The 23,914-nt window shown below is 36.3% G+C and carries 22 protein-coding genes and 1 tRNA gene; 21 read left to right on the forward strand and 2 right to left on the reverse strand.

What is annotated here, in order from left to right; translation table 11 throughout:
• Positions 1-81 precede the first annotated feature (81 nt).
• From DWZ63_RS12555 to scpB, 12 genes are all read left to right on the forward strand, one after another.
• A complete protein-coding gene (locus DWZ63_RS12555) occupies positions 82-1,581 on the forward strand; it encodes a DNA methylase (RefSeq protein ID WP_243020617.1) in 1,500 nt (499 codons plus the stop codon).
• Complete coding sequence (locus DWZ63_RS12560) at positions 1,578-1,778, forward strand: hypothetical protein (RefSeq protein ID WP_055942171.1); 201 nt, start codon at positions 1,578-1,580, stop codon at positions 1,776-1,778. Before DWZ63_RS12555 ends, DWZ63_RS12560 begins: the two co-directional genes overlap by 4 nt.
• Before the next feature lie 211 nt (positions 1,779-1,989).
• Complete coding sequence (locus tag DWZ63_RS12565; protein WP_243020619.1) at positions 1,990-3,177, forward strand: FAD:protein FMN transferase; 1,188 nt, start codon at positions 1,990-1,992, stop codon at positions 3,175-3,177.
• A 281-nt stretch (positions 3,178-3,458) separates the two neighbouring features.
• Positions 3,459-4,148 carry a TraX family protein gene (locus DWZ63_RS12570; RefSeq protein WP_055942168.1) on the forward strand — a complete coding sequence of 230 codons (690 nt, stop codon included), beginning with the start codon at positions 3,459-3,461 and terminating at the stop codon, positions 4,146-4,148.
• A 308-nt stretch (positions 4,149-4,456) separates the two neighbouring features.
• Positions 4,457-6,163 carry an AAA family ATPase gene (locus DWZ63_RS12575; RefSeq protein WP_118500069.1) on the forward strand — a complete coding sequence of 569 codons (1,707 nt, stop codon included), beginning with the start codon at positions 4,457-4,459 and terminating at the stop codon, positions 6,161-6,163.
• A 324-nt stretch (positions 6,164-6,487) separates the two neighbouring features.
• Positions 6,488-6,793 carry a 50S ribosomal protein L21 gene (gene rplU / locus DWZ63_RS12580; protein WP_022015281.1) on the forward strand — a complete coding sequence of 102 codons (306 nt, stop codon included), beginning with the start codon at positions 6,488-6,490 and terminating at the stop codon, positions 6,791-6,793.
• Between the two features lie 21 nt (positions 6,794-6,814).
• Complete coding sequence (locus tag DWZ63_RS12585) at positions 6,815-7,156, forward strand: ribosomal-processing cysteine protease Prp (protein ID WP_022015280.1); 342 nt, start codon at positions 6,815-6,817, stop codon at positions 7,154-7,156.
• Between the two features lie 4 nt (positions 7,157-7,160).
• Positions 7,161-7,448, forward strand: a complete 288-nt coding sequence (rpmA, locus tag DWZ63_RS12590; RefSeq protein WP_022015279.1) for a 50S ribosomal protein L27 — start codon at positions 7,161-7,163, stop codon at positions 7,446-7,448.
• A gap of 366 nt (positions 7,449-7,814) precedes the next feature.
• Complete coding sequence (gene obgE / locus DWZ63_RS12595) at positions 7,815-9,104, forward strand: GTPase ObgE (protein WP_055942162.1); 1,290 nt, start codon at positions 7,815-7,817, stop codon at positions 9,102-9,104.
• Between the two features lie 11 nt (positions 9,105-9,115).
• Positions 9,116-9,745, forward strand: coding sequence for a hypothetical protein (locus DWZ63_RS12600; protein ID WP_055942159.1), 630 nt, complete (start codon positions 9,116-9,118; stop codon positions 9,743-9,745).
• 45 nt (positions 9,746-9,790) lie between these two features.
• Entirely contained in the window at positions 9,791-10,576 is a 786-nt protein-coding gene (locus DWZ63_RS12605; protein WP_055942157.1) for a segregation/condensation protein A, read from the forward strand.
• A gap of 104 nt (positions 10,577-10,680) precedes the next feature.
• The gene (scpB, locus tag DWZ63_RS12610; protein ID WP_330672324.1) at positions 10,681-11,271 is read left to right on the forward strand and encodes an SMC-Scp complex subunit ScpB; all 591 of its coding nucleotides are present in this window, start codon (positions 10,681-10,683) and stop codon (positions 11,269-11,271) included.
• A gap of 141 nt (positions 11,272-11,412) precedes the next feature.
• Here scpB and DWZ63_RS12615 read toward each other — a convergent pair whose 3' ends face one another.
• Positions 11,413-12,066 carry a DUF1836 domain-containing protein gene (locus DWZ63_RS12615; protein WP_055942152.1) on the reverse strand — a complete coding sequence of 218 codons (654 nt, stop codon included), beginning with the start codon at positions 12,064-12,066 and terminating at the stop codon, positions 11,413-11,415.
• 204 nt (positions 12,067-12,270) lie between these two features.
• Between DWZ63_RS12615 and DWZ63_RS12620 the strand changes: the two genes are divergently transcribed.
• The 8 genes from DWZ63_RS12620 to rplS all read left to right on the forward strand — a co-directional run bounded on the left by DWZ63_RS12620 (position 12,271) and on the right by rplS (position 22,006).
• Positions 12,271-12,585: a YabP/YqfC family sporulation protein gene (locus DWZ63_RS12620; protein ID WP_055942149.1), complete on the forward strand. Its 315-nt coding sequence runs from the start codon at positions 12,271-12,273 to the stop codon at positions 12,583-12,585.
• Between the two features lie 41 nt (positions 12,586-12,626).
• A complete protein-coding gene (locus tag DWZ63_RS12625; RefSeq protein WP_055942146.1) occupies positions 12,627-13,883 on the forward strand; it encodes a sporulation protein YqfD in 1,257 nt (418 codons plus the stop codon).
• The gene (locus DWZ63_RS12630) at positions 13,846-14,865 is read left to right on the forward strand and encodes a PhoH family protein (protein ID WP_055942142.1); all 1,020 of its coding nucleotides are present in this window, start codon (positions 13,846-13,848) and stop codon (positions 14,863-14,865) included. The genes DWZ63_RS12625 and DWZ63_RS12630 overlap by 38 nt, the downstream gene beginning before the upstream one ends.
• 64 nt (positions 14,866-14,929) lie before the next feature.
• Positions 14,930-16,060: an HDIG domain-containing metalloprotein gene (locus tag DWZ63_RS12635; protein ID WP_172794147.1), complete on the forward strand. Its 1,131-nt coding sequence runs from the start codon at positions 14,930-14,932 to the stop codon at positions 16,058-16,060.
• A gap of 37 nt (positions 16,061-16,097) precedes the next feature.
• On the forward strand, positions 16,098-16,607 hold the full coding sequence (gene ybeY / locus DWZ63_RS12640) for an rRNA maturation RNase YbeY (RefSeq protein ID WP_055942138.1): 510 nt from the start codon (positions 16,098-16,100) through the stop codon (positions 16,605-16,607).
• Positions 16,608-16,621: 14 nt separating this feature from the next.
• Positions 16,622-18,268, forward strand: coding sequence for a polysaccharide biosynthesis protein (locus DWZ63_RS12645; RefSeq protein ID WP_055942135.1), 1,647 nt, complete (start codon positions 16,622-16,624; stop codon positions 18,266-18,268).
• A 26-nt stretch (positions 18,269-18,294) separates the two neighbouring features.
• Positions 18,295-21,495 carry a DEAD/DEAH box helicase gene (locus tag DWZ63_RS12650; RefSeq protein ID WP_055942132.1) on the forward strand — a complete coding sequence of 1,067 codons (3,201 nt, stop codon included), beginning with the start codon at positions 18,295-18,297 and terminating at the stop codon, positions 21,493-21,495.
• A gap of 163 nt (positions 21,496-21,658) precedes the next feature.
• Positions 21,659-22,006, forward strand: coding sequence for a 50S ribosomal protein L19 (gene rplS / locus DWZ63_RS12655; protein WP_118500070.1), 348 nt, complete (start codon positions 21,659-21,661; stop codon positions 22,004-22,006).
• A gap of 237 nt (positions 22,007-22,243) precedes the next feature.
• On the opposite strand, the gene DWZ63_RS12660 is transcribed toward rplS, so the two are convergent.
• Positions 22,244-22,327, reverse strand: a tRNA-Leu gene (locus DWZ63_RS12660).
• 211 nt (positions 22,328-22,538) lie between these two features.
• On the opposite strand from DWZ63_RS12660, the gene DWZ63_RS12665 reads away from it, so the two are divergent.
• On the forward strand, positions 22,539-23,858 hold the full coding sequence (locus tag DWZ63_RS12665) for a hypothetical protein (protein ID WP_055942126.1): 1,320 nt from the start codon (positions 22,539-22,541) through the stop codon (positions 23,856-23,858).
• Positions 23,859-23,914: the final 56 nt, after the last annotated feature.

Raw genomic sequence — 23,914 nt, forward strand, 5'->3', positions numbered from 1 at the left:
GTCAAAACTACCTGTATGCTGTGTCAAAGTGACAGTATTGCGGGACTGCCTGTGCATAATTTGATAAAAGAGAGGTGTTAAATGGGGATGAGTTTTGAGGGCTTTGATAAAGGCGGATCAGACAAAAATAATAATAGCATTTATATAGCAATAGATTTAAAATCATTTTATGCATCTGTTGAGTGTGTCGAGAGGGGGCTTGATCCTCTTACGACAAATCTGGTGGTAGCTGATGAGTCTAGAACCGAAAAAACAATTTGTCTGGCAGTCTCACCTTCCCTGAAAGCATATGGAATTTCGGGGAGGGCGAGGCTTTTTGAAGTTGTGCAGAAAGTGAAAGAGATAAAGGCGGCTACAGGAGAGCAGGTAGAATATATTGTGGCAAAGCCCAGAATGGCTTATTATATGGAGTACAGCACAAAAATTTACAATATTTATCTTAAATATATAGCACCTGAGGATATTCATGTCTATTCAGTGGACGAGGTTTTTATTGATGTCACATCTTATCTTAAGGCTTATGAAAAAACACCGAGAGAACTTGCCATGATGCTTATCAGGGAAGTTTTAAAGGAAACAGGCATTACCGCAACGGCAGGGATTGGAACAAATCTTTATCTTTGCAAAGTCGCAATGGATATAGTTGCAAAGCATATCAAACCCGATGAGGATGGTGTGAGGATTGCCGAGTTAAATGAGATAAGCTACAGGAGGATATTGTGGACGCACAAGCCTATAACTGATTTCTGGCGGGTCGGCAGGGGATATGCGAAAAAACTTGCGGAGTGCGGCATTTACACAATGGGAGATGTGGCGATGTGTTCTGTCGGAAAAGCAGGTGATTTTTATAATGAGGAGCTTCTTTATAAATTGTTTGGGATAAATGCAGAACTTCTTATAGACCATGCGTGGGGGTATGAACCATGCACCATTGCTGATATAAAAGCATATAAACCTGAGAACAACAGTATAAGTTCGGGGCAGGTGCTTACCTGTCCGTATGATGCAAAAAAAGCTAAACTCGTCGTTATGGAAATGACAGATATGCTTGTACTTGATTTGGTGGAAAAGGATCTTGTGACTGACCAGATGGTGCTTACAGTGGGGTATGATATAGAAAATCTGAAAAATCCTGAGATAAGAAAAAAATACAAAGGCGAATATACTGTAGACAGATATGGAAGAAAGATACCAAAGCACGCACATGGTACGACAAATCTCGGAAAAATGACTTCATCAACAAAAATTATAATGGAGCATATCGAAAAATTATATGATGATATAATAAATAAAGACCTTCTTGTAAGACGAATGAATGTAGTTGCAAATCACATTATAAGGCAGGAAGATGTAGTCGAAAAGAAAGACTTTGAACAGCTTGACCTTTTTACTGATTATGGAGAGTTAGAAAAGCAGAAACAGGAAGAAAAGTTAAGGCTTGAAAAAGAAAAGAGATTGCAAAAAGCGATGATAGATGTAAAGAAAAAATACGGCAAAAATGCTATATTAAAAGGTATGAACCTTGAGGAAGGTGCGACGGCTATGGAAAGAAACAGGCAGATAGGAGGTCACAGGGCATGATGCTTGAAAATGGTGACTGGAAAAAATATGAGGATATAATAGACTTAGAAAGGCCTTTATCAAAGAAACATATGCCGATGAGCATACATGACAGGGCGGCACAGTTTGCTTCATTTGCGGCATTGAAAGGCTATGATGAGGCGGTCAGGAATAAGGTTCTGGAGGTGGAAAAAAATTATGATGAGGAAAATAGATAAAAGGTTTGTTTATTATATTGACAGGAAATAAAAAAATAAAAAGTTTGTTAAGGATTTTGAAAAAGGATAATAAAAAACTATGAGGATTGTTAATGAAATTGAAAAAACAAGAAAACTAAAAAGTTTATTAAGGATTTTGATAAGGAATAGAAAAGACGGTTAAAAGATTTGTTGATAAAATAGGATGGAAATAGAAAGATGAGGTACAGATATGACTACAGATAGAGATGAAGTGATTAAGACAATGAAAAGTATGGATGTATATAAGAGCGGATATGAAAAATTTCCGTCAGAACTATCACTTAAAGCACAAAAATCATGCCATGAATACAATAAAACAGCACCAGATGAAACAGAAAAATATCATAAGATAGTAGGAAAGTTTTATTTTAAACTTGGTGGGATTTTTTTACTCACATTATGTATTGCTGCATTTACCGCCTGCCAGAACAGTGATGAGAATAAAAAAGCATCAAAAGACATATTTGCGATGGATACATATATGACGGTGACAGCATATGGTAAAAATGCTGAAAATGCTGTGGATGAAGCAGTGGATGAGATAAACAGGCTTGAAACGGTGCTTAGTGCACAGAAAAAAGAAAGTGATATATATAAACTTAATCAGACAGGCAGCGGTACACTTTCGGAAGACACAAAAGACATTGTCTCAGAAGCACTTAAGATAAATAAAACAACAAATGGGGCATTTGACATAAGCATATATCCTCTGATGGTAAAGTGGGGATTTACAACACAAAAATATAATGTGCCGTCAAAAAGAGAGATTTCTAAACTTCTCAAAAATGTAGACTCATCTAAGATAGAATTTGATGAAAAAAGCAGCAGTATAAAACTTGGCAAAAATATGAAAATCGACCTTGGTGGCATAGCAAAAGGCTATACTTCAAGCCGTGTAATGCAGATTTTTAAGGATTGTGGTGTGACTTCCGGTCTTGTATCGCTTGGTGGAAATGTTCAGGCACTCGGTACAAAAACTGACGGAACAGATTGGCAGATAGCAATCGAAAATCCCGACAAATCATCGGATTATATCGGAGTGGTATCGGTAAAAGACAAGGCGGTCATCACATCGGGGGGATATGAGAGATATTTTGAAAAGAACGGAAAGACATATCATCATATATTAGACCCTAAAACAGGGTATCCGGCAGAGTCAGGTCTTAAGAGCGTGACGATAGTAAGCGATAACGGAACGCTTGCCGATGCATTGTCCACATCATTATTTGTCATGGGAAAAGAAAAAGCGTTGGATTATTGGCGGGAGCATAAAAATGAATTTGATACCGTACTCGTGGAGGATAATGGAAATATAACGATAACGGATGGGTTAAAAAAAGTATTTAAGTCGAATTTTAAATTTGATATTGCAAAATGAAAAACAAAGAATAAAAATCAGAGTTTAAAATTGAGAAATTGATATATGATTAAAATGAAAGGCTATCTGTCATAAAAAGAAAATCAATAATACCATATCCATATACAAGCGCATTGTATTGTTAATTATCTTTTTATGACTAAAATGTTGCGCAGGGATTGATACTTTATTTCGTATTTGCAGGGAAAACAACAGAATAACAGAAAATATTATAAAATACAAAACCATAAGATACAAAATTATAAAATAAATAACAATATAAAAAAGAAAGTAGGATAAAAATGGTAGCAACAGAAAAAACATTCTGGGACAAAAGATATGGAAGAAACTTTTTAAAAATAACAGCTTTACTGACAATGCTTATCGATCATATAGGCTGTGTATTCTTAATGGAGAGGGGCGATATAATATATAAAGCGTTCAGAGCGGTAGGCAGAATATCATTTCCTATTATATGCTTTTTGCTCGTGGAGGGATTTATACACACCCGCAGCAGGGAAAAATATATGATAAATCTGCTGATATTTGCTGTTATATCGGAGATACCATATGACCTTGCATTTGGACATAAGTTAATAGATGTAGGCGAACAGAATGTAATGTGGACATTATTACTCGGAGTGATAATGATGTATTTTGTAGAAAAATGGGAATACAGTTTTGCAGTAAAAATGGCACTCGTATTTCTTGCAGGATTTGTTGCGGTTGTATTAAAAACAGACTATAGCATATGGGGAATATTATTAATAGCCATATTTTATATGCAGAGAAATGACAGAAGAAATGCTTTGTTATATACCTGCTTTTTGATGTTTGTACAGGGCAGGATGCAGTCATTCGGGGTGCTTGCAATACCGTTTATAATGGCATATGATGACACAAAAAATGATGTAAAAATGCCTAAGTATTTCTTTTATGCATTTTATCCGGTACATATACTTGTACTGTGGGGGATATCGTTGTTAGTGTGATGAAATTAAAGGAAGTAACAGTTCAGCCCCTCATTTATTACATTCGTAAACTTGCCAGCAAGCTGTCAGTCGCTGCTATGCAGCTTGTGTTTACTTCATTTCATAATTGAAAGGCTGTTCCACCCCAAAAAACAAGTCAATAATACATTGAGCAAGCTCATGTATTATTGACTTATCTTTTTTGGGGCTGAACTGTTACTAAAGGAATTATAAATAGCGGTGCACTGCTTTACATAAAGTTACTTCAATGTTAAAATAAAGCTACTAAATACGGAGTTTGATTTGAAATATAAACAGGAGGGGTGCATATGGCAAAGGTTATAAGTATAGGAAATCAGAGTTTTGAGTCAATACGCAAAGATAATTGTTTCTATATAGATAAAACATCTTTTATAAAAGAGTGGTGGGAAAATAAGGATAATGTAACGCTTATAACACGCCCACGCCGATTCGGAAAAACATTAAACATGAGTATGCTTGAATGTTTTTTCTCAAACAAATACAAGGACAGAGGGGATTTATTCGAGGGTCTTGAAATATGGAACAATGAAAAGTATCGCAAGTTGCAGGGGACATATCCGGTGATATTTCTTAGTTTTGCGGGAATAAAACAGGTAAAGTATAATGAGACGGTTATAAAGATAAAAGATGAGCTTATAAGAATATATAATGAATATGATTATATAATGAAAAGTGGTATATATAATACCAATGAAAAAATGCAATATCAATCTGTGTGCGTTGGTATGAGTGATACTGTGGCACAGGAGGCATTGAAAAATCTTTCAAACTATCTCAGCCGTTATTATGGAAAAAAAGTAATCATACTTCTTGATGAATACGACACACCTATGCAGGAAGCATATGTAAATGGATATTGGGAGGAACTTATAGCATTTACAAGAAGTCTTTTTAATTCTACTTTTAAGACAAACCCATATTTAGAGCGAGCAATAATGACAGGAATTACGAGAGTATCTAAAGAAAGCATTTTTAGTGACCTCAATAATCTTGAAATAGTCACGACATTGTCAACAAAATATGAAACTTCATTTGGTTTTACAGAAAAAGAGGTGTTTAATGCACTTGATGAACAGGGGCTGCCGGATGAAAAGGAAGATGTAAAAAAATGGTACGATGGTTTTATTTTTGGAAAACAAAAAGATATTTATAATCCGTGGTCGATAATCAACTTTTTAGATAAAAAAGAATATAACACTTATTGGGCGGACTCAAGTTCAAATGGACTTATAAATAATCTTGTTCAAAAAGGAAGTCCATGTATAAAGATGATGATGGAAACCCTTCTTAAAGAAGAAACAATAGATGTACCAATAAATGAGCAGATAGTATTTTCAGAGCTTGATTATTCGGAGGATGCCGTGTGGAGTCTTATGCTTGCGAGCGGCTATCTTAAGGTAGTATCAGCAGAGCCACTTGTTGGAAATCGAAGGAAAGCACGCAAATATACGCTTGCACTAACAAATTTGGAAATACAATTTATGTTTGAAGATATGATACTCAGATGGTTCAGTCCCGCAAAGCATGAAACAAATGAGTTTATAAGAGCACTCATAAGTGGTGATATAGAAAGTATGAATGAGTACATGAATGATGTAGCATTGAATACATTTAGTTCATTTGACTCAGGAAAACATAATTCAGAAAGAAAAGCACCGGAAAACTTTTTCCATGGCTTTGTACTAGGACTTATGGTAGACCAGACAGAAAACTACATCATTACCTCAAATCGTGAAAGCGGCTATGGACGGTATGACATAATGCTGGAGCCAATAGACAAAACAAATGAAAAATATCCGGGTATCGTAATAGAATTTAAAGTAATAAATCCTAGAAAAGAAAGTTCGCTTGAGGAGACAGTTGCAGCGGCATTAAAGCAGATAGAGGACAAAAACTATGATGCAGAGATTATCAAAAGAGGAGTGAAAGAAGAAAACATTCATCACTATGGTTTTGCGTTTAGAGGTAAAGAGGTGTTGATAGATGGACGGTAGATATTTTCGGAACCGAAAATATCGTAAGAAAAAGTTTCGTGTGAGGATTTTGGCAATTTAGGATGCGAAGCATTGCCAAAATCTGTTGCAGTTTGTTTTTTAAACTGCGACAAAGAGGTGCTGATAGACGGCAGGTAGTAACCGTTCAATCTTTTATGAATGTAATAAATGAACGGTTACTTTTTTAATCCAAAAAATTCAAAAAACGCTTGACAATCCGTAAAAATATATGTATGATATATGAGATGCCGCTTGACGAGGCTCCTTGAAGATGACTTTTGTCACGCCAAAGTTAGCGAGTAATGATAAATAGGAGGTGCGATTATGTACGCAATTATTGCAACAGGTGGAAAGCAGTACAAAGTATCCGAAGGTGATATCATTAACGTAGAAAAACTTGCTGTTTCCGCAGGAGAGACAGTTACTTTTGATCAGGTTGTTGCTGTAAATGATGGAACTATGAAGGCTGGAGACGATGTAGCAAACGCAACAGTTACTGCTTCTGTAGTTAAGGAAGGCCGTGCAAAGAAGGTTATCGTTTACAGATATAAGAGAAAATCTGGATATCATAAGAAAAACGGTCACAGACAGTCTTTCACACAGGTAAAGATTGAAAAAATCAACGCTTAGTTGATGAAAAGGTGACAGTATATGATAGATGTGACATTATTTCAGAATGATAGTGGAGACTATGTCGGTTTTCGTATGACAGGACATGCTGAGTATGCTGAGTATGGCAGTGATATAGTTTGTGCTGCTGTTTCCGTACTTGTTATAAACACGATAAACAGTGTTGAAAAATTCACGGATGACGAATTTAACAGTGCAGTCCATGAGGAAAAAGACATAGTGTTATTTGGTATAAAATCTGAAAAAGTTAGCGAATCTGCTAAACTGTTACTTAATTCGCTTGTACTTGGTCTTGAAGGCATACAGGCGGAATATGGAAAAAAGTATATTAAGATTAGAAAAAAGAGAAAGCAGGAGGTGTAAGGCTATGTTAAACATGAACCTTCAGTTATTTGCTCATAAAAAAGGAATGGGTTCTACAAAGAATGGTAGAGACTCAGAGTCAAAGAGACTTGGAGCAAAGAGAGCAGACGGTCAGTTTGTACTTGCAGGTAACATTATCTACAGACAGCGTGGAACAAAGATTCTTCCGGGTGTTAATGTAGGTCGTGGTGGCGATGATACATTGTTCGCATTAGTTGACGGTGTTGTTCGTTTCGAGAGAAAAGGTAGAGACAAGAAGCAGGCTTCAGTATATCCTGTAGAAGCTAAATAGTCTATAATCGGTATTTAACCGGCTGTTGCCGGAACTGATAAACCTATACAAAGAGAGGCTTTCTAAGACAGTCTCTCTTTGTTTTATATAGAGAGAAATGTTATAATTAAAGTTAAGAAGAATCGTACTACATTGATATAATGCAAGGGTCAAAAGCAGATAGCAATGAAGCAATTCGTGACATTAGTTAGTGGCAAAATACCTTTTGATCCAAACATCTTGATATTATTGCATTAAAAATGTTATATAGATAGAATGTTAGCATACAATCAAAGATTATTATATAGAAATTATGCGTAATTATAGAATACTATTATATAAATTATTCTGAAATAGCAGATATTACTTTAGAAAGAAGGTGGAATGATGTTTGCAGATAGTGCCAAAATATATATTCGTTCCGGAAAAGGTGGGGACGGTCATGTAAGTTTCAGGCGTGAGCTTTATGTTGCCGCCGGAGGACCTGACGGAGGTGACGGAGGACGCGGCGGGGATGTTATATTTCAGGTGGACAAAGGTATAAACACTCTGAATGATTTTAGACACCGCAGAAAGTTCTGTGCCGGAGACGGTGAGCAGGGCGGAAGAAGAAGATGCCATGGTGCAGATGGTGAGAATATTATCCTCAAAGTGCCTGAGGGAACGGTCATAAAGGAAGCAAGTACCGGAAAAGTCATTGTTGATATGTCTTTCGGACACGAGAGGGAAATTGTATTAAAGGGCGGCAGAGGTGGCAAAGGAAATATGAACTATGCCACACCTACAATGCAGGTGCCAAAGTATGCACAGCCGGGAAAACCTGCGAGGGAGCTTGAGGTCATACTTGAGTTAAAGACTATTGCTGATGTGGGACTTGTGGGATTTCCGAATGTTGGGAAATCAACATTTCTTTCAAGAGTGAGCAATGCAAAGCCAAAGATTGCAAATTATCATTTCACTACATTACAGCCTATCTTGGGTGTTGTAGATCTTGAGGGTGCAGATGGATTTGTTATTGCTGATATACCGGGACTTATTGAAGGTGCGGCAGACGGAATCGGTCTTGGTGACGAGTTTTTAAAGCATATCGAGAGAACAAAGGTCTTTATTCATATGGTGGATGCAGCTTCGACAGAGGGCAGGGATCCTCTCAATGATATAAATGTAATAAACAACGAGCTTGCAAGATACAATGATGAACTTATAAAAAGACCACAGGTTATCGCAGCAAACAAGTGTGATGTATTTTACGGTACGGAAGAAGATACTGTTATCTCTCTTCTAAAAGAGGAGTTTGAGCCAAAGGGAATAAAAGTATTTCCTATATCTGCCGTTAGCGGCAAAGGTGTCAAAGAACTTCTTTATTATGTCAAATCACTTCTTGACGAGATGCCTGATGAACCGACTGTATTTGAAAAAGAATTTTCATTTGATGAGATGGAATTTGAGGATGAACCATACACAGTAACTTATGATGAGAAAAATAAGGTTTACAATGTTGAGGGACCTCGTATTGAGAAAATGCTTGGATATACAAATCTTGATTCTGAGAAAGGTTTCCAGTTCTTCCAAAAATTCCTTAAAACAAGCGGAATACTTGATGACCTTGAAGCCATGGGAATTGAGGAGGGCGATACAGTTGCAATGTATGACCTTCAGTTTGATTATTATAAATAAGAAGGTAGAATGTGAAAAGACTGATATTGGAGATTGTGATATGTCTGGTTGCTGCAGTACTTTTGATGGTCTTACACGAACTGTTTAAGGCTGTCATATTTGTACTGCTGCGTGTAAAAGAAAACAATAAGCAAATCATAAAACACAGAGGAATATGGAAACTGTGGCGTTATATAGACCCAGTGGGACTTGTGCTGGCTGTTACCTGCTATGTTCCGGTTTCTAAGCCGTTTATGTTCAGGATAAGGGATAAGAAAACAAATCTTATAATAGGAATAAGCGGTCTGGTGTTTCTTGCAGTAATATTTTTCGGGTCGGTTCAGATGCTTCACATTATTTACGGTACAAACGCAAATGCCGCCGCTGCACTAAATAGTTCCGGAAATCGCAGGGCAGGCATATTGTTCTGGCAGTATATGCAGATGCTCAGTTTTGATTATTTTATCGTAAATCTGTTTCCGGTATCGACCTTTGATATGGGGCACATCATAGCCGGAAAATCTGCAAGGATATATCTTGGGATAATAAAAGCTGATACTCAGATAAAACTTCTTCTAATCCTGACGCTTTTCCTTAATCTGATAAATGCAGGCTATATGGGTTTTATAAAATTTTTGTCGCTGTTTATAGCTGTTTTGTGACTGAAAAGTAAAACTGTCTATAGTATTAAAAGGAGATATGAGAAAATGAGTAGTATATCTGTAAAACTGGAAGTGTTTGACGGACCTCTTGATCTGTTATTACATCTGATAGAAAAAAATAAAATAGATATTTTTGACATACCTATCGCAGAGATAACAAGACAGTATATGGAGATATTGTCGGCATCAGAGACTGATGATATGGATGTTATGAGTGATTTCCTTGTTATGGCGGCAACACTTCTTAAGATTAAATCTAAGATGCTTCTTCCGGTTCAAGTTGATGAGGACGGAGAAGAGATAGATCCGAGGGCAGAACTTGTCGAAAGACTTTTGGAATACAAGACATTTAAATATGCGTCATATGAGCTTAAAGATAAACAGATGGACGCAGAAAAAATACTTTATAAAAAATCTACGATTCCAAAGGGAATAGCAGACTATAAGGAGACAGTAGATGTATCTGAACTTTTAGGAGATGTTACTCTGGCAAGGCTTCGCAGCATATTTAATGATGTTATGAAGAAGCAGATAGACAAGATAGACCCTATAAGGAGTAAGTTTGGGCAGATAAAAAAAGAGACGGTAAGTTTGCAGGACAGGATGCTCTATATCGAGGAGTATGCTATGAGACATAAAAGTTTCAGCTTCAGGACAATGCTTGAGAAAAATCCGGGCAAGACTATGGTGATAGTAACTTTTCTTGGAATACTTGAGCTTATGAAAGTTGGAAAGCTGCTTATCGTTCAGGAAAGGATTTTTGACGATATAAAGATAACATACAATAGTCTTGCACCTGATGTTGAATATATACCGTCAAGTGCAGGGTAAGTTTGCACTTTAACAGGCATGGAGATTGGTGCGAAAAATCCATATATGTGAAATATGTTATATTTCACATTATGTAAAAAATGTGTGCAGAAATGAGGGATAATATGGCTGTAGAAATGACTTTGCCGGAGTTGGAGGCAAATATAGAAGCAATTTTGTTTGTAATGGGTGAGGCAGTTGAACTAGAGAGGATAGCACTTGCGACCGGACAGGATGAAGATACCTGCCGCAAAGTTATACATAATATGATGGACAATTATTCAGAGAGAAACAGAGGAATACAGATAATAGAACTTGACGGAGCTTTTCAAATGTGTTCAAAACCTGAGACATATGAATCACTTGTCCGTATAGCTCATGTACCGAAAAAACATGTGCTCACTGATGTTTTATTGGAAACTTTATCTATTATAGCATACAAACAGCCTGTTACAAAGATGGAGATAGAGCATATAAGAGGGGTAAAGACCGATCATGCCGTAAATAAACTTGTTGAATATAATCTCGTGTGCGAAGCGGGCAGGCTTGATGCTCCGGGAAAACCTATTCTTTTTGCAACTACGGAAGAATTTTTGAGAAATTTTGGAATTGAGTCTCTTGAAGATCTTCCGGTTGTAAATCCGGAAAAAATCGAAGATTTTAAACTTGAAGCCGAGGACGAAGTTCAGCTTCGGCTAGAACTTGAACAGGGATAAACCACCACTGGAAGAACGCAAAGCGGATTGTGATGAATGTTGTACCCGTGTGATAAAATATAGGCTGCACATAAAATTAAACTCCAAAAAACATCTGTGATAAATATTATCACAGATGTTTTTTGGAGTTTTTTAATCTGTTTATTTGTTTTTTTTGGCTTTTGTGTTTGAGGAGTTTGACGAAACAGTATTTTTTTTCTTGCCAAGTGTATCATCGACAAGATTTTCAATAATAGTTTTTTTGACCCATACATCAAAACTCAGCATACATATGAAAGCAAATTTTGAGAGAGTCTTTTTCTCATCTTCGTCACTTAATTCGGAGTACAATTTATTTGATTTGTTTGATTTTCTAATTATATCCCTAAGCTGTGAATCCATGTTTTCAAGTATGAGATTTACAATATCTGAATATATGTCATCCATCTTTTTTGAACCGTTTCCGTCAAAAAAGAGATTGCTTACCGGGTCTAATATATCCTTTATATCATTTATGGCAAGAAAATTTTTAAAATAATATATATATATCAGAAGAAGCATATGTTCTTTGGAGTATTTCTTTTTATTTGGTGGAGGCAGGAGATTATTTTTGGTATAATTGTTTATCATGGTCTTTGTGAGTATCTTATCGTCGTCAAATCTCTTGGAAGATACGAGATGTTCATCCATGAAAGTAGTCACCTGATCCATATAGAGGTCTATGTTTGGAATGTCCTCAGGTGTGATAAAATCTATATTCTGCATACTGCGAATAAGATCAAGTATTTCGCGGTTGTATTTTTCTTTTTCACGCATAATGCTCCTCGTTTCTGTTTTGTTCACCGATTTTGCCTGGTGTACTGTTTCAATGTTTTATTTTATTTTGAACTTTGCATTATTATATATTATTTGGCATATTATAGCAAGTAAAATGGAAATAGGAGGTTTGTGATGTGTGTGACCGAATACGAAGCTGCTGCATATAAATAATATAAGATTAGTGTATGCAGGAGGCTTATCATGCATAAACATAAACATGGAAATAAAATGCAGACAAAGCCGGAGGCGAGAGAGCCTGTAGTATCAAAAAGACTTTCTGAACGATTTGACATACCGCAGGATATAATAGCAAAAGCACCGATGCTTCTGGCATACGGCAATAACAGATTATGTATAGATAATTACCGGAGCATCATAGAATATACAGAGGAGAGCATAAAAATTCAGACAAAGCAGAAAAAGATATATGTAAAAGGAAGCAGGCTTGTTATAGCTTATTTCAGGGAAGATGAGATGTGTGTTCTGGGAAATATAAGCTCAATAGAATATCACTAAAAGTCTTATGAAAAACAAAAAATGCAGAAATGAGGAGTTGTATGGTACATAAAATAACCGGATGGATATTTGGGTTTTTAAATGTTTACATGGAATACGGTGAGTCAAGAAGGTTTATAAACCTTTGCAGGAATAACGGGATTGAGATATGGAATATAAGAGCAGATCGTGAAAAAGGAATAATATGGTTTTGCATAAGGCTTTCGGATTTTTGGAAATTACATCATATAGCAAAGAAATGTCATGTGTTTCCAAGAGTTTACAGGAGAATAGGTTTTCCTTTTCTTTTGACGGCAGCAAAGAAAAATATAAATATGGTTATGGGAATTGCCATTTTTTTTATTATGCTGATAGTGTTTTCGTCACGGATATGGGGTATAGAGATAAGTGGACAAAGCTATTATACAGAGGAAAATATAGTAGATTATCTCGATACTAAGAATATTTACTGTGGGATGTATGGTGGAAATATCGACCATGAAAAGATAGAGAAACAGATAAGAAAGCATTATGATGGCATAGGCTGGGTGTCAGTCAACAAGAAAGGAAGCAGGCTTTTAGTAAATGTAAGGGAAATGACAAAGGATAAGATTATAACAAAGAAGAAACCGGCGGATCTGGTCGCGTCGGATGATGGAAAAGTTATTTCAATAGTTACAAGTGCGGGAACTGCTAAAGTAAGAAAAGGCAAAAAAGTAAAAAAGGGAAAAGTGCTCATATCAGGGATAGTGCCGGTTGTCGGAGATAATGATGAAGTGATAAGAAAGTTAAAGGTAAGAGCAGATGGTATAGTTTTGCTTAAAAATGAAGAACTATATACGGATTATTATAAAAGAGTGCAGAAAATAAAGGAATATACCGGCAGAAAAAAGGTTGTTTATAAGATAACTGCATTTAAAAAGGATTTTTTTATACATAATCCATTAAATGATTTGGAAACTTCAAAAAAATGTGCTATACTTTATGATGGTGGATGCGTATGCCCTTTTTTGACAAAAAGATTTCCTGTTTCGTTTCGGAGAGTGACATTTGCAAAATATGCATATGTCAGGAAAAAATATTCACCTGATGAAGCTGCAGCAGAGCTTAAATATAAATATAAAGATTATATCTGCAAAAAAGAAAAAATAGGGTATAAGCTTGTTGACAGCAGTTTTATGGTTGATAGTGAAGGTACGGGATATAAGGCGACGGGAAAACTCGTGTGGCTTAAAAGACAGACGCATTATGAGAAAATCAGACAAAAAAGGAATATGAAAAATGGCAATAATGGAAACAGTTCTGGAAATACCGGCTGAACATGAGAGAAATATATTTGGAAATTTTGATTCAAATATAAAAAAGATAGAAAAAAATCTTAATGTGACTATGGTTGCAAGAGATGGAAATTTAAAACTTGTTGGAGAGGCTGCAAGCGTAAAGCAGGCAGAGAGCATCCTTATGGAACTGCTCGAACTTTCTAAGAGAGGAAATACCATAACAGAACAGAATATTAATTATATACTTGCACTTTCGATGGAAAACAGGGAGGGCGAGGTTGTTGAACTTGACTCAGATATAGTGTGCAGGACGATACAGGGCAAACCGATAAAGCCTAAGACATCCGGACAGAAAAATTATATAGAGCTTATAAGAAAAAAGATGATCGTATTTGGAATAGGTCCTGCCGGAACAGGAAAAACATATCTTGCAATGGCTATGGCGATAGAAGCTTTTAAAAAGGATGAGGTCAATAAGATAATCCTTACAAGACCGGCTATCGAAGCGGGCGAAAAATTGGGATTTCTGCCGGGTGATTTACAAAGCAAGGTGGATCCGTATTTACGACCGTTATATGATGCCTTGTATCAGATAATGGGTGCAGAAAGCTATCTTAGAAATACGGAAAAAGGTCTTATTGAAGTTGCTCCGCTTGCGTATATGCGAGGAAGAACGCTTGACAATTCATTTATAATACTTGACGAAGCCCAGAATACAACACCGGCTCAGATGAAGATGTTCCTTACACGAATCGGCTTTGGCTCAAAAGTCATTATTACAGGGGATCTTACGCAGAAAGATTTGCCGGGAACTACAAAATCAGGGCTTGAGCAGGCACTGGAGGTACTTGGAAAAGTTGAGGATATAGGATTTGCTTATCTGACAAATAAAGATGTCGTGAGACATCCTTTGGTACAGAAGATTGTATCTGCTTATGATGATTACGAGAAAAAGATGGAAAGAAGAAAGAAGATAAATGAATCAAAAGAAAATGAGCACAGAACGAACAGAAGGAAATAAATTTTCAAGAAGTAAAATTGTTTTTTGTGTCATATATGCAGCAATCCTTTTAGAAGCTGTCCTGATGGGAAAAATACAAGGTTTGGATTTTACGCAAAATCTTGTAAATATTGTGACGGCTGTTATATGTATTATACTTTTGCAATCATTTTATGAGCATGAAATTTTCAGGTGTGAGAAAAATAGAAACAAGGAAAATATATATTCAAATGTTCTTTATGCTTTTAATATAATCCTTTCGATATTGCTAATCATTATAAACGAATATCTGTTTATAGGTTGTCTGTGGCTGGTATCAGTTGCAGTTATATCAGCTATTGATGGCATGAAGCACGGAACAGTATGCTATATTTTGTGCATTGTTCAATATTTATTGTATTCGGGTGGATATGCGGGTGACAAAAATATACTTTTGTATTATGTGATAATCGGGGCAGCTATGGTTCTGATGTTTGCCGATAACACAATGCGGGAACTTGTATTTTCAGGATTGTCACTGCCGGTATTTTCTGCTGTGTTTGTCATGGTAAGATATGGATTTGATATGCGAAAGATAAGTGCCGGTAAAGCATATGCGATAATACAGATTTTATCGGCAGTCGTTGTTGTGCTGATAACACTCATAGTAAGGCATACCATAGAGCAGCTTGAAAATGCCGGTGTATGTACAGTTTATGGCATAAAAAACAAAGAAACGGTGATACCAAAGGAAATTTTGAACGAGGACTGTGAGCTTATGTCAGAGCTTAAGAGTTTTTCTGAAAGGCTGTATATACATTCGGTGGCAGTAGGCAGAATGTCAGAAGGTGTCGCCAAGAAAATGGGATATGACAGTGCTCTTGCAAAAGCCGGAGGAATGTATCACGAGATTGGCAGGATAAAAAAGGATGAATTTGAAGATTTTGTAAAAATGACGGCTGAAAAGTATGATTTTTGCAATGCTCTGACCGGACTTATCATACAAAATTACAGAAAAAAACCTGAAAATAAAGAAACGGCGGTTGTTATGCTTTCAGACAGTATTGTCTCAATGGTGGATTATTTTGAAAAAAATACGGACAAGACCATGCCTGCAAAAGAAAAGATAATAGAAGGAATATTTCTAAACCGTTTAAAGAAAGGCAATCTTTCAGAATGTGATATTAGTGATGACGAGTTAAAGAAATTAAAGAAAGTATATGAAAACATTATGTAAAAATCGCAAGTATAAGATAATGATAGCGGAGGAATAAATGACTATATTAATGGAAGACGAACAGGAACTTGATATTGGTTTCGATTATGAAAATGTACTCAGGCAGGTTATAGAAAAGGCTTTAGAACTTGAAAAATGTCCATATGAGTGCGAAGTAAATGTGACTTTCACTGACAATGAGGGAATAAGAAATATCAACAGGGAGTTTAGGGAACTGGATGTTCCTACGGATGTACTTTCATTTCCTATGGTTGATTATGAGGCACCGGCTGACTATGGAATCCTTGAAAGTGACGATGCACTTGCAATGTATTTTAATCCTGAAAGCGGTGAACTATTGCTTGGCGATATTGTCATATCTGTAGAGAGGGCTTTTGAACAGGCAGAAAATTACGGTCATTCTATAAAAAGAGAAATGTGTTTTTTGACGGCACATAGTATGCTTCACCTTCTCGGATATGACCATATGGAAGATGAAGAACGCATTGTCATGGAGAAAAAACAGGAAGAAATTCTTAATGCACTTGGGATAAAAAGAGATTGTTAAAGGGGAAAACAGTAATGGAAACAAGTAAGAACAATAAAGTGGCAAGCGGATTTCTTAAACAGGGAAGTATTTTGGCAGTTGCGTCAATACTTGTAAGACTTATAGGTATGATATATAGGATACCGATGGCAAATATAATCGGAGATGAGGGAAATGGTGTATATTCAGCGGCTTTTGAGATATACAATATTCTTTTGATAATTTCATCATATGGTATGCCTATGGCTGTTTCAAAAATGGTTTCGGCAAAAATCTCTCAGAAGCGTTATAAAAGTGCATATAAAATATTCAGATGTTCTATGACAGTTTCGATATGTACCGGCGGAATAGCGGCATTATTTGTATATTTCGGAGCAGACTGGATAGAGGCAAAATTCTTTTCTAAATACAGTGGTATAGCTGTACCTCTCAGGGTTTTGGCTCCTACAATATTTATAGTTGCGGTAATGGGTGTGTTCAGAGGTCTTTTCCAGGGGCACAGGACTATGCTTCCGACAGCAATATCGCAGATATTTGAACAGGTTGTAAATGCATTTGTAAGTGTCGGTGCAGCATATTTCTTTATGCGTGCACACAGTGCATCGCCAAAGCTGCCGGCATGGGGAGCTGCCGGTGGAACACTCGGAACCTGTATAGGTGCAGTGACGGCACTTATAATACTCTTATTTATATATATGATGTATCGTCCGGTTATGAGAAAGCAGGCAAAAAGGGACAGGGTTACAACAGGAGAGTCTCTTGTTCAGACATACAAAATAATTTTTGTGACGGTCGTGCCTATAATACTCAGTCAGACGGTTTATCAGTTAAGCGGAATAATAGATGTGACCATCTTTAACAATGTAATGGGAACACTTGGATATTCTGATAAAGTGGTTAAGACATTACAGGGAATATACAGTACAAAATACAGACTGCTTGTAAGTGTGCCTATTGCTGTTTCTACTGCGATAGCGTCCTCAATGATACCAAATCTTGTATCATCGGTGGCGGCGGGAGATATGGCAGATGCCAGAAAAAAAACAGATATGGCGATAAAGTTCAATATGATAATAGCATTTCCGTCAGCTATGGGACTTGCGGTTCTTGCAAGACCTATAATTACACTTCTTTTCCCGTCATCTGATATAAATACGGGAAGCATGATGATGCTGATAGGTTCATCATGTGTCATATTTTATGCATTGTCAACCGTGACGAGCGGAGTATTACAGAGTATAGATAAAATGGGACTTCCGGTAATTCATTCGCTTGTATCACTTATCATTCATATTGTGTTCGTATATGTGCTGCTTAGATGGACAAGTCTTGGAGTATATGCACTTGTTCTTGGCAATGTCACATATCCGCTAGTAGTGTGCTTCCTCAATGGAAGGTCAGTTGCAAAATATATGAAGTACAAACAGGAAACTACAAGGACATTCTGTGTTCCGCTGCTTGCTTCATTTGTTATGGGTATAGCAACATATGCGGTCTATAAAGTGTTTGTGATACTAACAAGTAAAGTATATATAGCGATATTTCCGGCACTTGTCGTGGCAGTTTCGATTTATTTTGCACTTGTACTTAAAATGCATGGGCTTAGCAGAAAAGAATTATATGAATTCCCTATGGGAAGAAGAATGGCGAAAGTTGCAGATAAATTTCATTTGTTAGGATAATTCCGGTGAAAGGCAGGTGACGTGTTATGAGAAAGATAACAAGGGAGGCAATAAAACAGTATGCGTCCTCCGACAGGGTTTATTACAGGGGAATGCGTTACTATGCTGCTCATGCCGTTTCAAATGTAACATGGAATGACAATTTAAAGCAGTATAAAGGAGTCGTAAAGGGCAGTAACCAGTATATAGTTACTGTTGCGGTTGAGGATGACGGAGACATACAGTATTCATGTAATTGTCCGTCGCATGTTAAATTGTCAGGAGCATGTAAGCATGTTATAGCTATGATGCTTTTTGTTGCTGACTATCAGCAGCGTGAAAATGCAAAAGTTAATTTCAACGAAGAAGACAGAGTGGCGTACAATGTGGTTGAATATTTTAGAAAAAGAGAATATAACCATCTTACACCAAACTATTTTCAACTAAAATTAAATATATCTATACCTGAATTTATGAAAAGTACAAATTCCAGGGCATATGTAAGTTTTGAAGCCGGTGAACATAAGATGTATAAGGTTTCAAATACGAAGAAATTTATAAATGAATATTATAATGAAGAGACAATAGAACTCGGCAAGGAGTTTCACTATGTGCCGGGTGAGAGTGCGTTTGAGGAAAACTCAGCAAAGATACTTGATTATCTTACGGATATATATGAGATACAGGAGACACTTGGAAAGACATATTATTCAAGTCTTTTTAAGCGGCAGGAACTTATATTGTCAAAAAAGATGCTGCAAAAGCTTCTCGACCTTTCAGAGAACATTGAGTGTGACATAAATATTTTTGGAAAAGAGTTTAAAAACATAAATATAGTAAAGGGGAATCCGGAATTGTCAATAGATATGCTGTTAGACGATAATATGCTGACTTTAAAAAAATCTGCTGACAATAAACTGATTTCTTTGTGTGAGGACGGAAGCATACTTTTTTATGATAATGCACTTTATCTGCCTGAAAAAGAGTTTGTAAGCTGCCTGTTGCCGTTTTATGTGCCACTCTTTATGCAGAACGGCAAAGAGATAGAGTTTAGAAGTGACAATAAGAACGGGTTTATTGAAAAAGTCCTTCCGGTAGTAAAAAAACATATGAATATTAATGTGCCGGATGAGATTAAAGATATGTATATAGTTGAACCGCTTGTTCCAAAACTTTATCTTGATATATATCACAACAGAAAAAAAGTATCGGTTACGGCGGTAGTCAAATTTCAGTATGGCGATTATGCAATAAATCCGCTTGAAGAAAATTATTCGGGAAAATATATTCTTGTCCGTGATAAAGAGGAGGAAGAAAGACTTACAAGAGTTTTATATGACCTTAATTTTAAGATAAATGACAGTTCTTTTATATTGAGGAATGAGGAAGATATTTTCAGTATGATGACTGACAACAGAAGCATACTGACCGATAATTTTGAAGTATTTTACTCAAAAGAATATAAAAACATAAATGTTAAAAAGATAGGCCATATGTCAGCGAACATAAGACTTAATACTGATATAAACCTGCTCGAAATGGATATGGAATATTCGCAGGTGCCAAAGGATGAATTGGAAGAATTTTTTAGGGCTGTTCATCTTAAGAAAAAGTATTACCGCTTAAAAAATGGTGCATTTATAAGCCTTGAGGATGATAAACAGAAAAAGACGATTGAATGGCTGGTTGAAAACAGCGTTGGGGATAGCAACGGGATTTTGAAATTCCAGGAAAATGCAGCGGTGTATATAGATGAAATAATGCCTGACAGCCAGTGCGTGGAGAGAGACGATGGATTTAAAAAACTGATTCGGGAGATAAAGAATCCGGGTGTTAGTGAGTATGAAGTGCCTGAATGTGTTCAGGCAAAAATGAGAGAGTACCAGGTGGTCGGCTACAGATGGCTTAAAAATCTTGCAAGATATAGTATGGGAGGTATTCTTGCAGACGATATGGGACTTGGAAAGACTTTACAGACCATAGTATATATATGTTCTGAACCCGGAAGTAAATCGCTTATCGTATGCCCTACATCTCTGTCATACAACTGGCAGGAGGAGTTTGAAAAGTTCGCTCCTCATATAAGGACAAGGATAATAAGCGGCGACCCAGAGGAGAGAAAAAGACTTCTGTGTGAGGACAGGGATGATTATGATGTGTGGATAACAACATATCCTCTTATAAGGAAAGATGCAGATTTTTTCAAAGACATAAGATATGACAATATGTTTATCGATGAAGCACAGTTTATAAAAAATCCGGCTTCACTTGGAGCAAAAGCTGTAAAATCAGTTGTTGCAGAGCATAGATTTGCACTTACCGGAACTCCTATCGAAAATACATTGTCAGAGCTGTGGTCTATCTTTGATTTTATAATGCCGGGATTTTTGTCAAGATATTCAAAGTTTGCCGAGCATTATGAAAAGCCTATTCTCAAAGAAAAAAATGAGAGCAGGATGCAGGAGTTAAAAAGACGCATACAGCCTTTTATACTCAGAAGAATGAAGAAAGATGTGCTTAAGGATCTTCCTGATAAGATAGAAACAAAACGTATATCTGAGATGACTGCAAAACAGAAAAAGATATATGGTTCTTATCTGTCAAGGATTCAGAGTGAGATAATGGATAACTCTGATATTCAGAGCGGAAAGGACAGGATACAGGTACTTGCGGCATTGACAAGGCTTAGACAGATATGCTGTCATCCGGGTACATTTATTGAAAATTATCATGGCGGCAGCGGTAAGCTTGAGCTTCTTATGGAACAGCTTCCCGATATAATAGAGGGTGGACACAGTGTTATCATATTCTCGCAGTTTACTTCAATGCTTTCGATTATTGCGGATGAACTGAGAAAAAGTGAGATACCATATTTTTATCTTGTCGGTGCGACAAAACCGGAGGAAAGAAAAAAATATGTAAAGGAATTTAACCGTGGAGAAGTCAAGGTATTTTTGATTTCCTTAAAGGCCGGTGGAACCGGTTTAAACCTTACAGGTGCGGACACCGTTATACATTTTGACCCGTGGTGGAATCCGGCTGTTGAGGAACAGGCAACAGACAGGGCATACAGGATAGGACAAAAGAGAAAAGTCCAGGTAATAAAGTATGTGACAAAAGACTCAATAGAAGAAAAAATATACGAGCTTCAAAAGAGGAAAAAAGTGTTGTCTGACTCGGTTATCGAAGCTGATGAACTGTTCGTGAACAATCTGACAAAAGATGAGATATTAGAACTGTTTAAGTGACAGTCAGATTGATGCAGGATAAAAATTTAAAAAATGCTTGCAATAGATGATAAGCTGTGATAAAATATTGAATGTTGTTTGTGAATAGAGATATTCCTCTGTTACGGTTGTAGATATTACACAGAAGTATTAAGAATGTCAAAATAATTAAGGAGGTCACAAAATGAACGATATTATTAAAGCAATCGAAGATGCACAGTTAAAGTCAGAAGTAGCAGACTTTAGAGTAGGTGATACTGTTAAAGTTTATGCTAAAGTTATTGAGGGCTCAAGAGAGCGTATCCAGGTATTCGAGGGTACAGTACTTAAGAGACAGAATGGTGGAGCGAGAGAGACATTTACAGTTAGAAAGTTCTCTAATGGTGTAGGTGTAGAGAAAACTTGGCCGGTTCATTCACCAATCATTGACAAGATTGAAGTAGTACGCAGAGGTAAGGCAAGACGTGCTAAATTATTATATCTTCGTGACAGAGTTGGTAAAGCTGCTAAGGTTAAAGAAATCGTTAAATAATAAAGATTGTCTTTTAAAGTGCACTTATCAAAGTGAAATAGCGAAAAAATTTAAAAGGGTTGTCCTAAGGACAGCCCTTTTTGGTTGTTGAAAAGAAAATTCAGCATATAATGAACAAACTAACTGAATGTTAAAACCTCTTTTGCTGCGATAAAAAAGAAAGTGCCCTATCGGGAGAATATGTAATAATCCCGATAAGGCGAGGTAAAAACTTATAAAAAAATAAAAAGTAATGAATGCGGAAAATGGGACTTGAACCCACACGTCGTTGCCGACACATGAACCTGAATCATGCCTGTCTGCCAATTCCAGCACTTCCGCATATATGTAATATTATACACAACACTTGTAAATCATATCAATTAATCACATAAATGTCAATAAAAAAAATAAAAAAAGCAGAAAAATGTAAAAGTTCAAAGAGTTATCACATTTACAGTCTTGACTTATATTTTTTTTAAGATAGAATAGAAAGTAGCGTTTTATCACTTTGAAAGTGATTTGTGCGTAGAATACTTTTGGAGGAGCAACAATGAATTCAGCAAAGAAAGTTATGAATCAGCAGAAAGATAACAGTGAAAAAAAAGAAAATGTTACTGTTAAAGCTGCAACAGGCAAAAAGAAATTAGGTGTAAGTTCAGGCAGAAATGTCAAGGCAATCGTATTGAGTGCCATATGTATAGTTTTGGTACTTGTATTATGTATAGGTGTTGGCATACAGCAGTTAGGTCCTGAAGTTGCATTTACGGTCAACGGAACAAAAGTTACCATGGATGACATGATGTATCCTATTTATGAGAAAGAATCTTATTATCTTCCTTATGATGAGATGTATCAGGCATATATGGGAACTTCAGTATGGGAGTCATCATACCAGGGAAGTGATTCTAATGTACCATCAAGTGTGTCAAACAAGATAGGTATCAAACAGGAAATCTTAGACAATGAAGAAGAATATGTGGTTCTTTATAAAGAAGCTGTAAAAGCCGGTTACAAGCTTACTTCTGCAGAAGAGAAAAAGGCTGAGAGCCAGGCGAAAAAAGCAATGAAAGGACTTTCATGGATTCAGAAATTCCGTCTTAGTATGTCAAAGAAAAAACTTACAAAGAGATTTGAGAAAACTATTCTTGCAGACAGATATAAGTCAGACAGGCAGAAAGAGTTAAACAAAAAGGTTGATGAAACTTCGGTTATAAAGAAGATTTCAAAGAAAGATTACAGAGAGTATGATATTCAGTATTATGCAGTAGCACTTTCAAAAACAGACAGCAGTGGAAATACAAAGAAAGTATCTGCAAAAAAGAAACAGGAATATAAAACTGAGATAAACAAATACGCAAAGAAAGCTGCAAAGGCAAAAGACTTTACAAAGCTTATCGGAAGCAAAGATAAGACAGATGTAAAATATGATAAGGCAGAATTTACAGAAAAGGCAGGCTGGTCATATCTTTCAACTGCAAATCTTAAAAAGGTTAAGGCTATGAAGAACGGAACTGTTTCACCGGTATTCTATGATGAAAAAGCCGGATATTATGTATTTGTAAAAATGATTGATAACAATTCAACATCAAGCTATCAGAAAGCCTGTGATGATGCAGTTAAATCTGCACAGACAGAAAAATATACAGAGTGGCTTAACAAACTTAAAGAATCTTATAAGATTAAAGTAAATGCAAGTGTATGGAACAATGTCGAGATAGGTTCTATGACAACTGAGATAGTAACTGCCGAGGATCTTCAGAAGATGAAGGAGTCATCATCAAAGAAATCATCGTCAAAGAAATCATCGTCTAAATCGTCATCAAAGAAATCGACAAGTAAGTCATCAGGAAGCAGCAAATCATCAAAGTAATTTTATTATGTAATTAAAGGACCACTATTGTTGCTGTAAACACCGCAGGTGCAAAC

It is taken from the genome of Clostridium sp. AF34-13 (assembly GCF_003477845.1).
Classification (GTDB): Bacteria; Bacillota; Clostridia; order Lachnospirales; family Lachnospiraceae; genus Butyribacter; species Butyribacter intestini.

Coding starts and splice junctions, on each gene's coding strand:
- DWZ63_RS12565 (WP_243020619.1), top strand. CDS start 1,990: ATGACTACAGATAGAGATGAAGTGATTAAGACAATGAAAAGTATGGAT.
- rpmA (WP_022015279.1), top strand. CDS start 7,161: ATGTTAAACATGAACCTTCAGTTATTTGCTCATAAAAAAGGAATGGGT.
- DWZ63_RS12605 (WP_055942157.1), top strand. CDS start 9,791: ATGAGTAGTATATCTGTAAAACTGGAAGTGTTTGACGGACCTCTTGAT.
- scpB (WP_330672324.1), top strand. CDS start 10,681: ATGGCTGTAGAAATGACTTTGCCGGAGTTGGAGGCAAATATAGAAGCA.
- DWZ63_RS12630 (WP_055942142.1), top strand. CDS start 13,846: ATGGCAATAATGGAAACAGTTCTGGAAATACCGGCTGAACATGAGAGA.
- DWZ63_RS12570 (WP_055942168.1), top strand. CDS start 3,459: ATGGTAGCAACAGAAAAAACATTCTGGGACAAAAGATATGGAAGAAAC.
- DWZ63_RS12635 (WP_172794147.1), top strand. CDS start 14,930: ATGGGAAAAATACAAGGTTTGGATTTTACGCAAAATCTTGTAAATATT.
- DWZ63_RS12665 (WP_055942126.1), top strand. CDS start 22,539: ATGAATTCAGCAAAGAAAGTTATGAATCAGCAGAAAGATAACAGTGAA.
- DWZ63_RS12625 (WP_055942146.1), top strand. CDS start 12,627: ATGGTACATAAAATAACCGGATGGATATTTGGGTTTTTAAATGTTTAC.
- DWZ63_RS12615 (WP_055942152.1), bottom strand. CDS start 12,066: ATGCGTGAAAAAGAAAAATACAACCGCGAAATACTTGATCTTATTCGC.
- obgE (WP_055942162.1), top strand. CDS start 7,815: ATGTTTGCAGATAGTGCCAAAATATATATTCGTTCCGGAAAAGGTGGG.
- DWZ63_RS12575 (WP_118500069.1), top strand. CDS start 4,457: ATGGCAAAGGTTATAAGTATAGGAAATCAGAGTTTTGAGTCAATACGC.
- rplS (WP_118500070.1), top strand. CDS start 21,659: ATGAACGATATTATTAAAGCAATCGAAGATGCACAGTTAAAGTCAGAA.
- ybeY (WP_055942138.1), top strand. CDS start 16,098: ATGACTATATTAATGGAAGACGAACAGGAACTTGATATTGGTTTCGAT.
- DWZ63_RS12620 (WP_055942149.1), top strand. CDS start 12,271: ATGCATAAACATAAACATGGAAATAAAATGCAGACAAAGCCGGAGGCG.
- DWZ63_RS12585 (WP_022015280.1), top strand. CDS start 6,815: ATGATAGATGTGACATTATTTCAGAATGATAGTGGAGACTATGTCGGT.
- DWZ63_RS12560 (WP_055942171.1), top strand. CDS start 1,578: ATGATGCTTGAAAATGGTGACTGGAAAAAATATGAGGATATAATAGAC.
- DWZ63_RS12555 (WP_243020617.1), top strand. CDS start 82: ATGGGGATGAGTTTTGAGGGCTTTGATAAAGGCGGATCAGACAAAAAT.
- rplU (WP_022015281.1), top strand. CDS start 6,488: ATGTACGCAATTATTGCAACAGGTGGAAAGCAGTACAAAGTATCCGAA.
- DWZ63_RS12650 (WP_055942132.1), top strand. CDS start 18,295: ATGAGAAAGATAACAAGGGAGGCAATAAAACAGTATGCGTCCTCCGAC.
- DWZ63_RS12645 (WP_055942135.1), top strand. CDS start 16,622: ATGGAAACAAGTAAGAACAATAAAGTGGCAAGCGGATTTCTTAAACAG.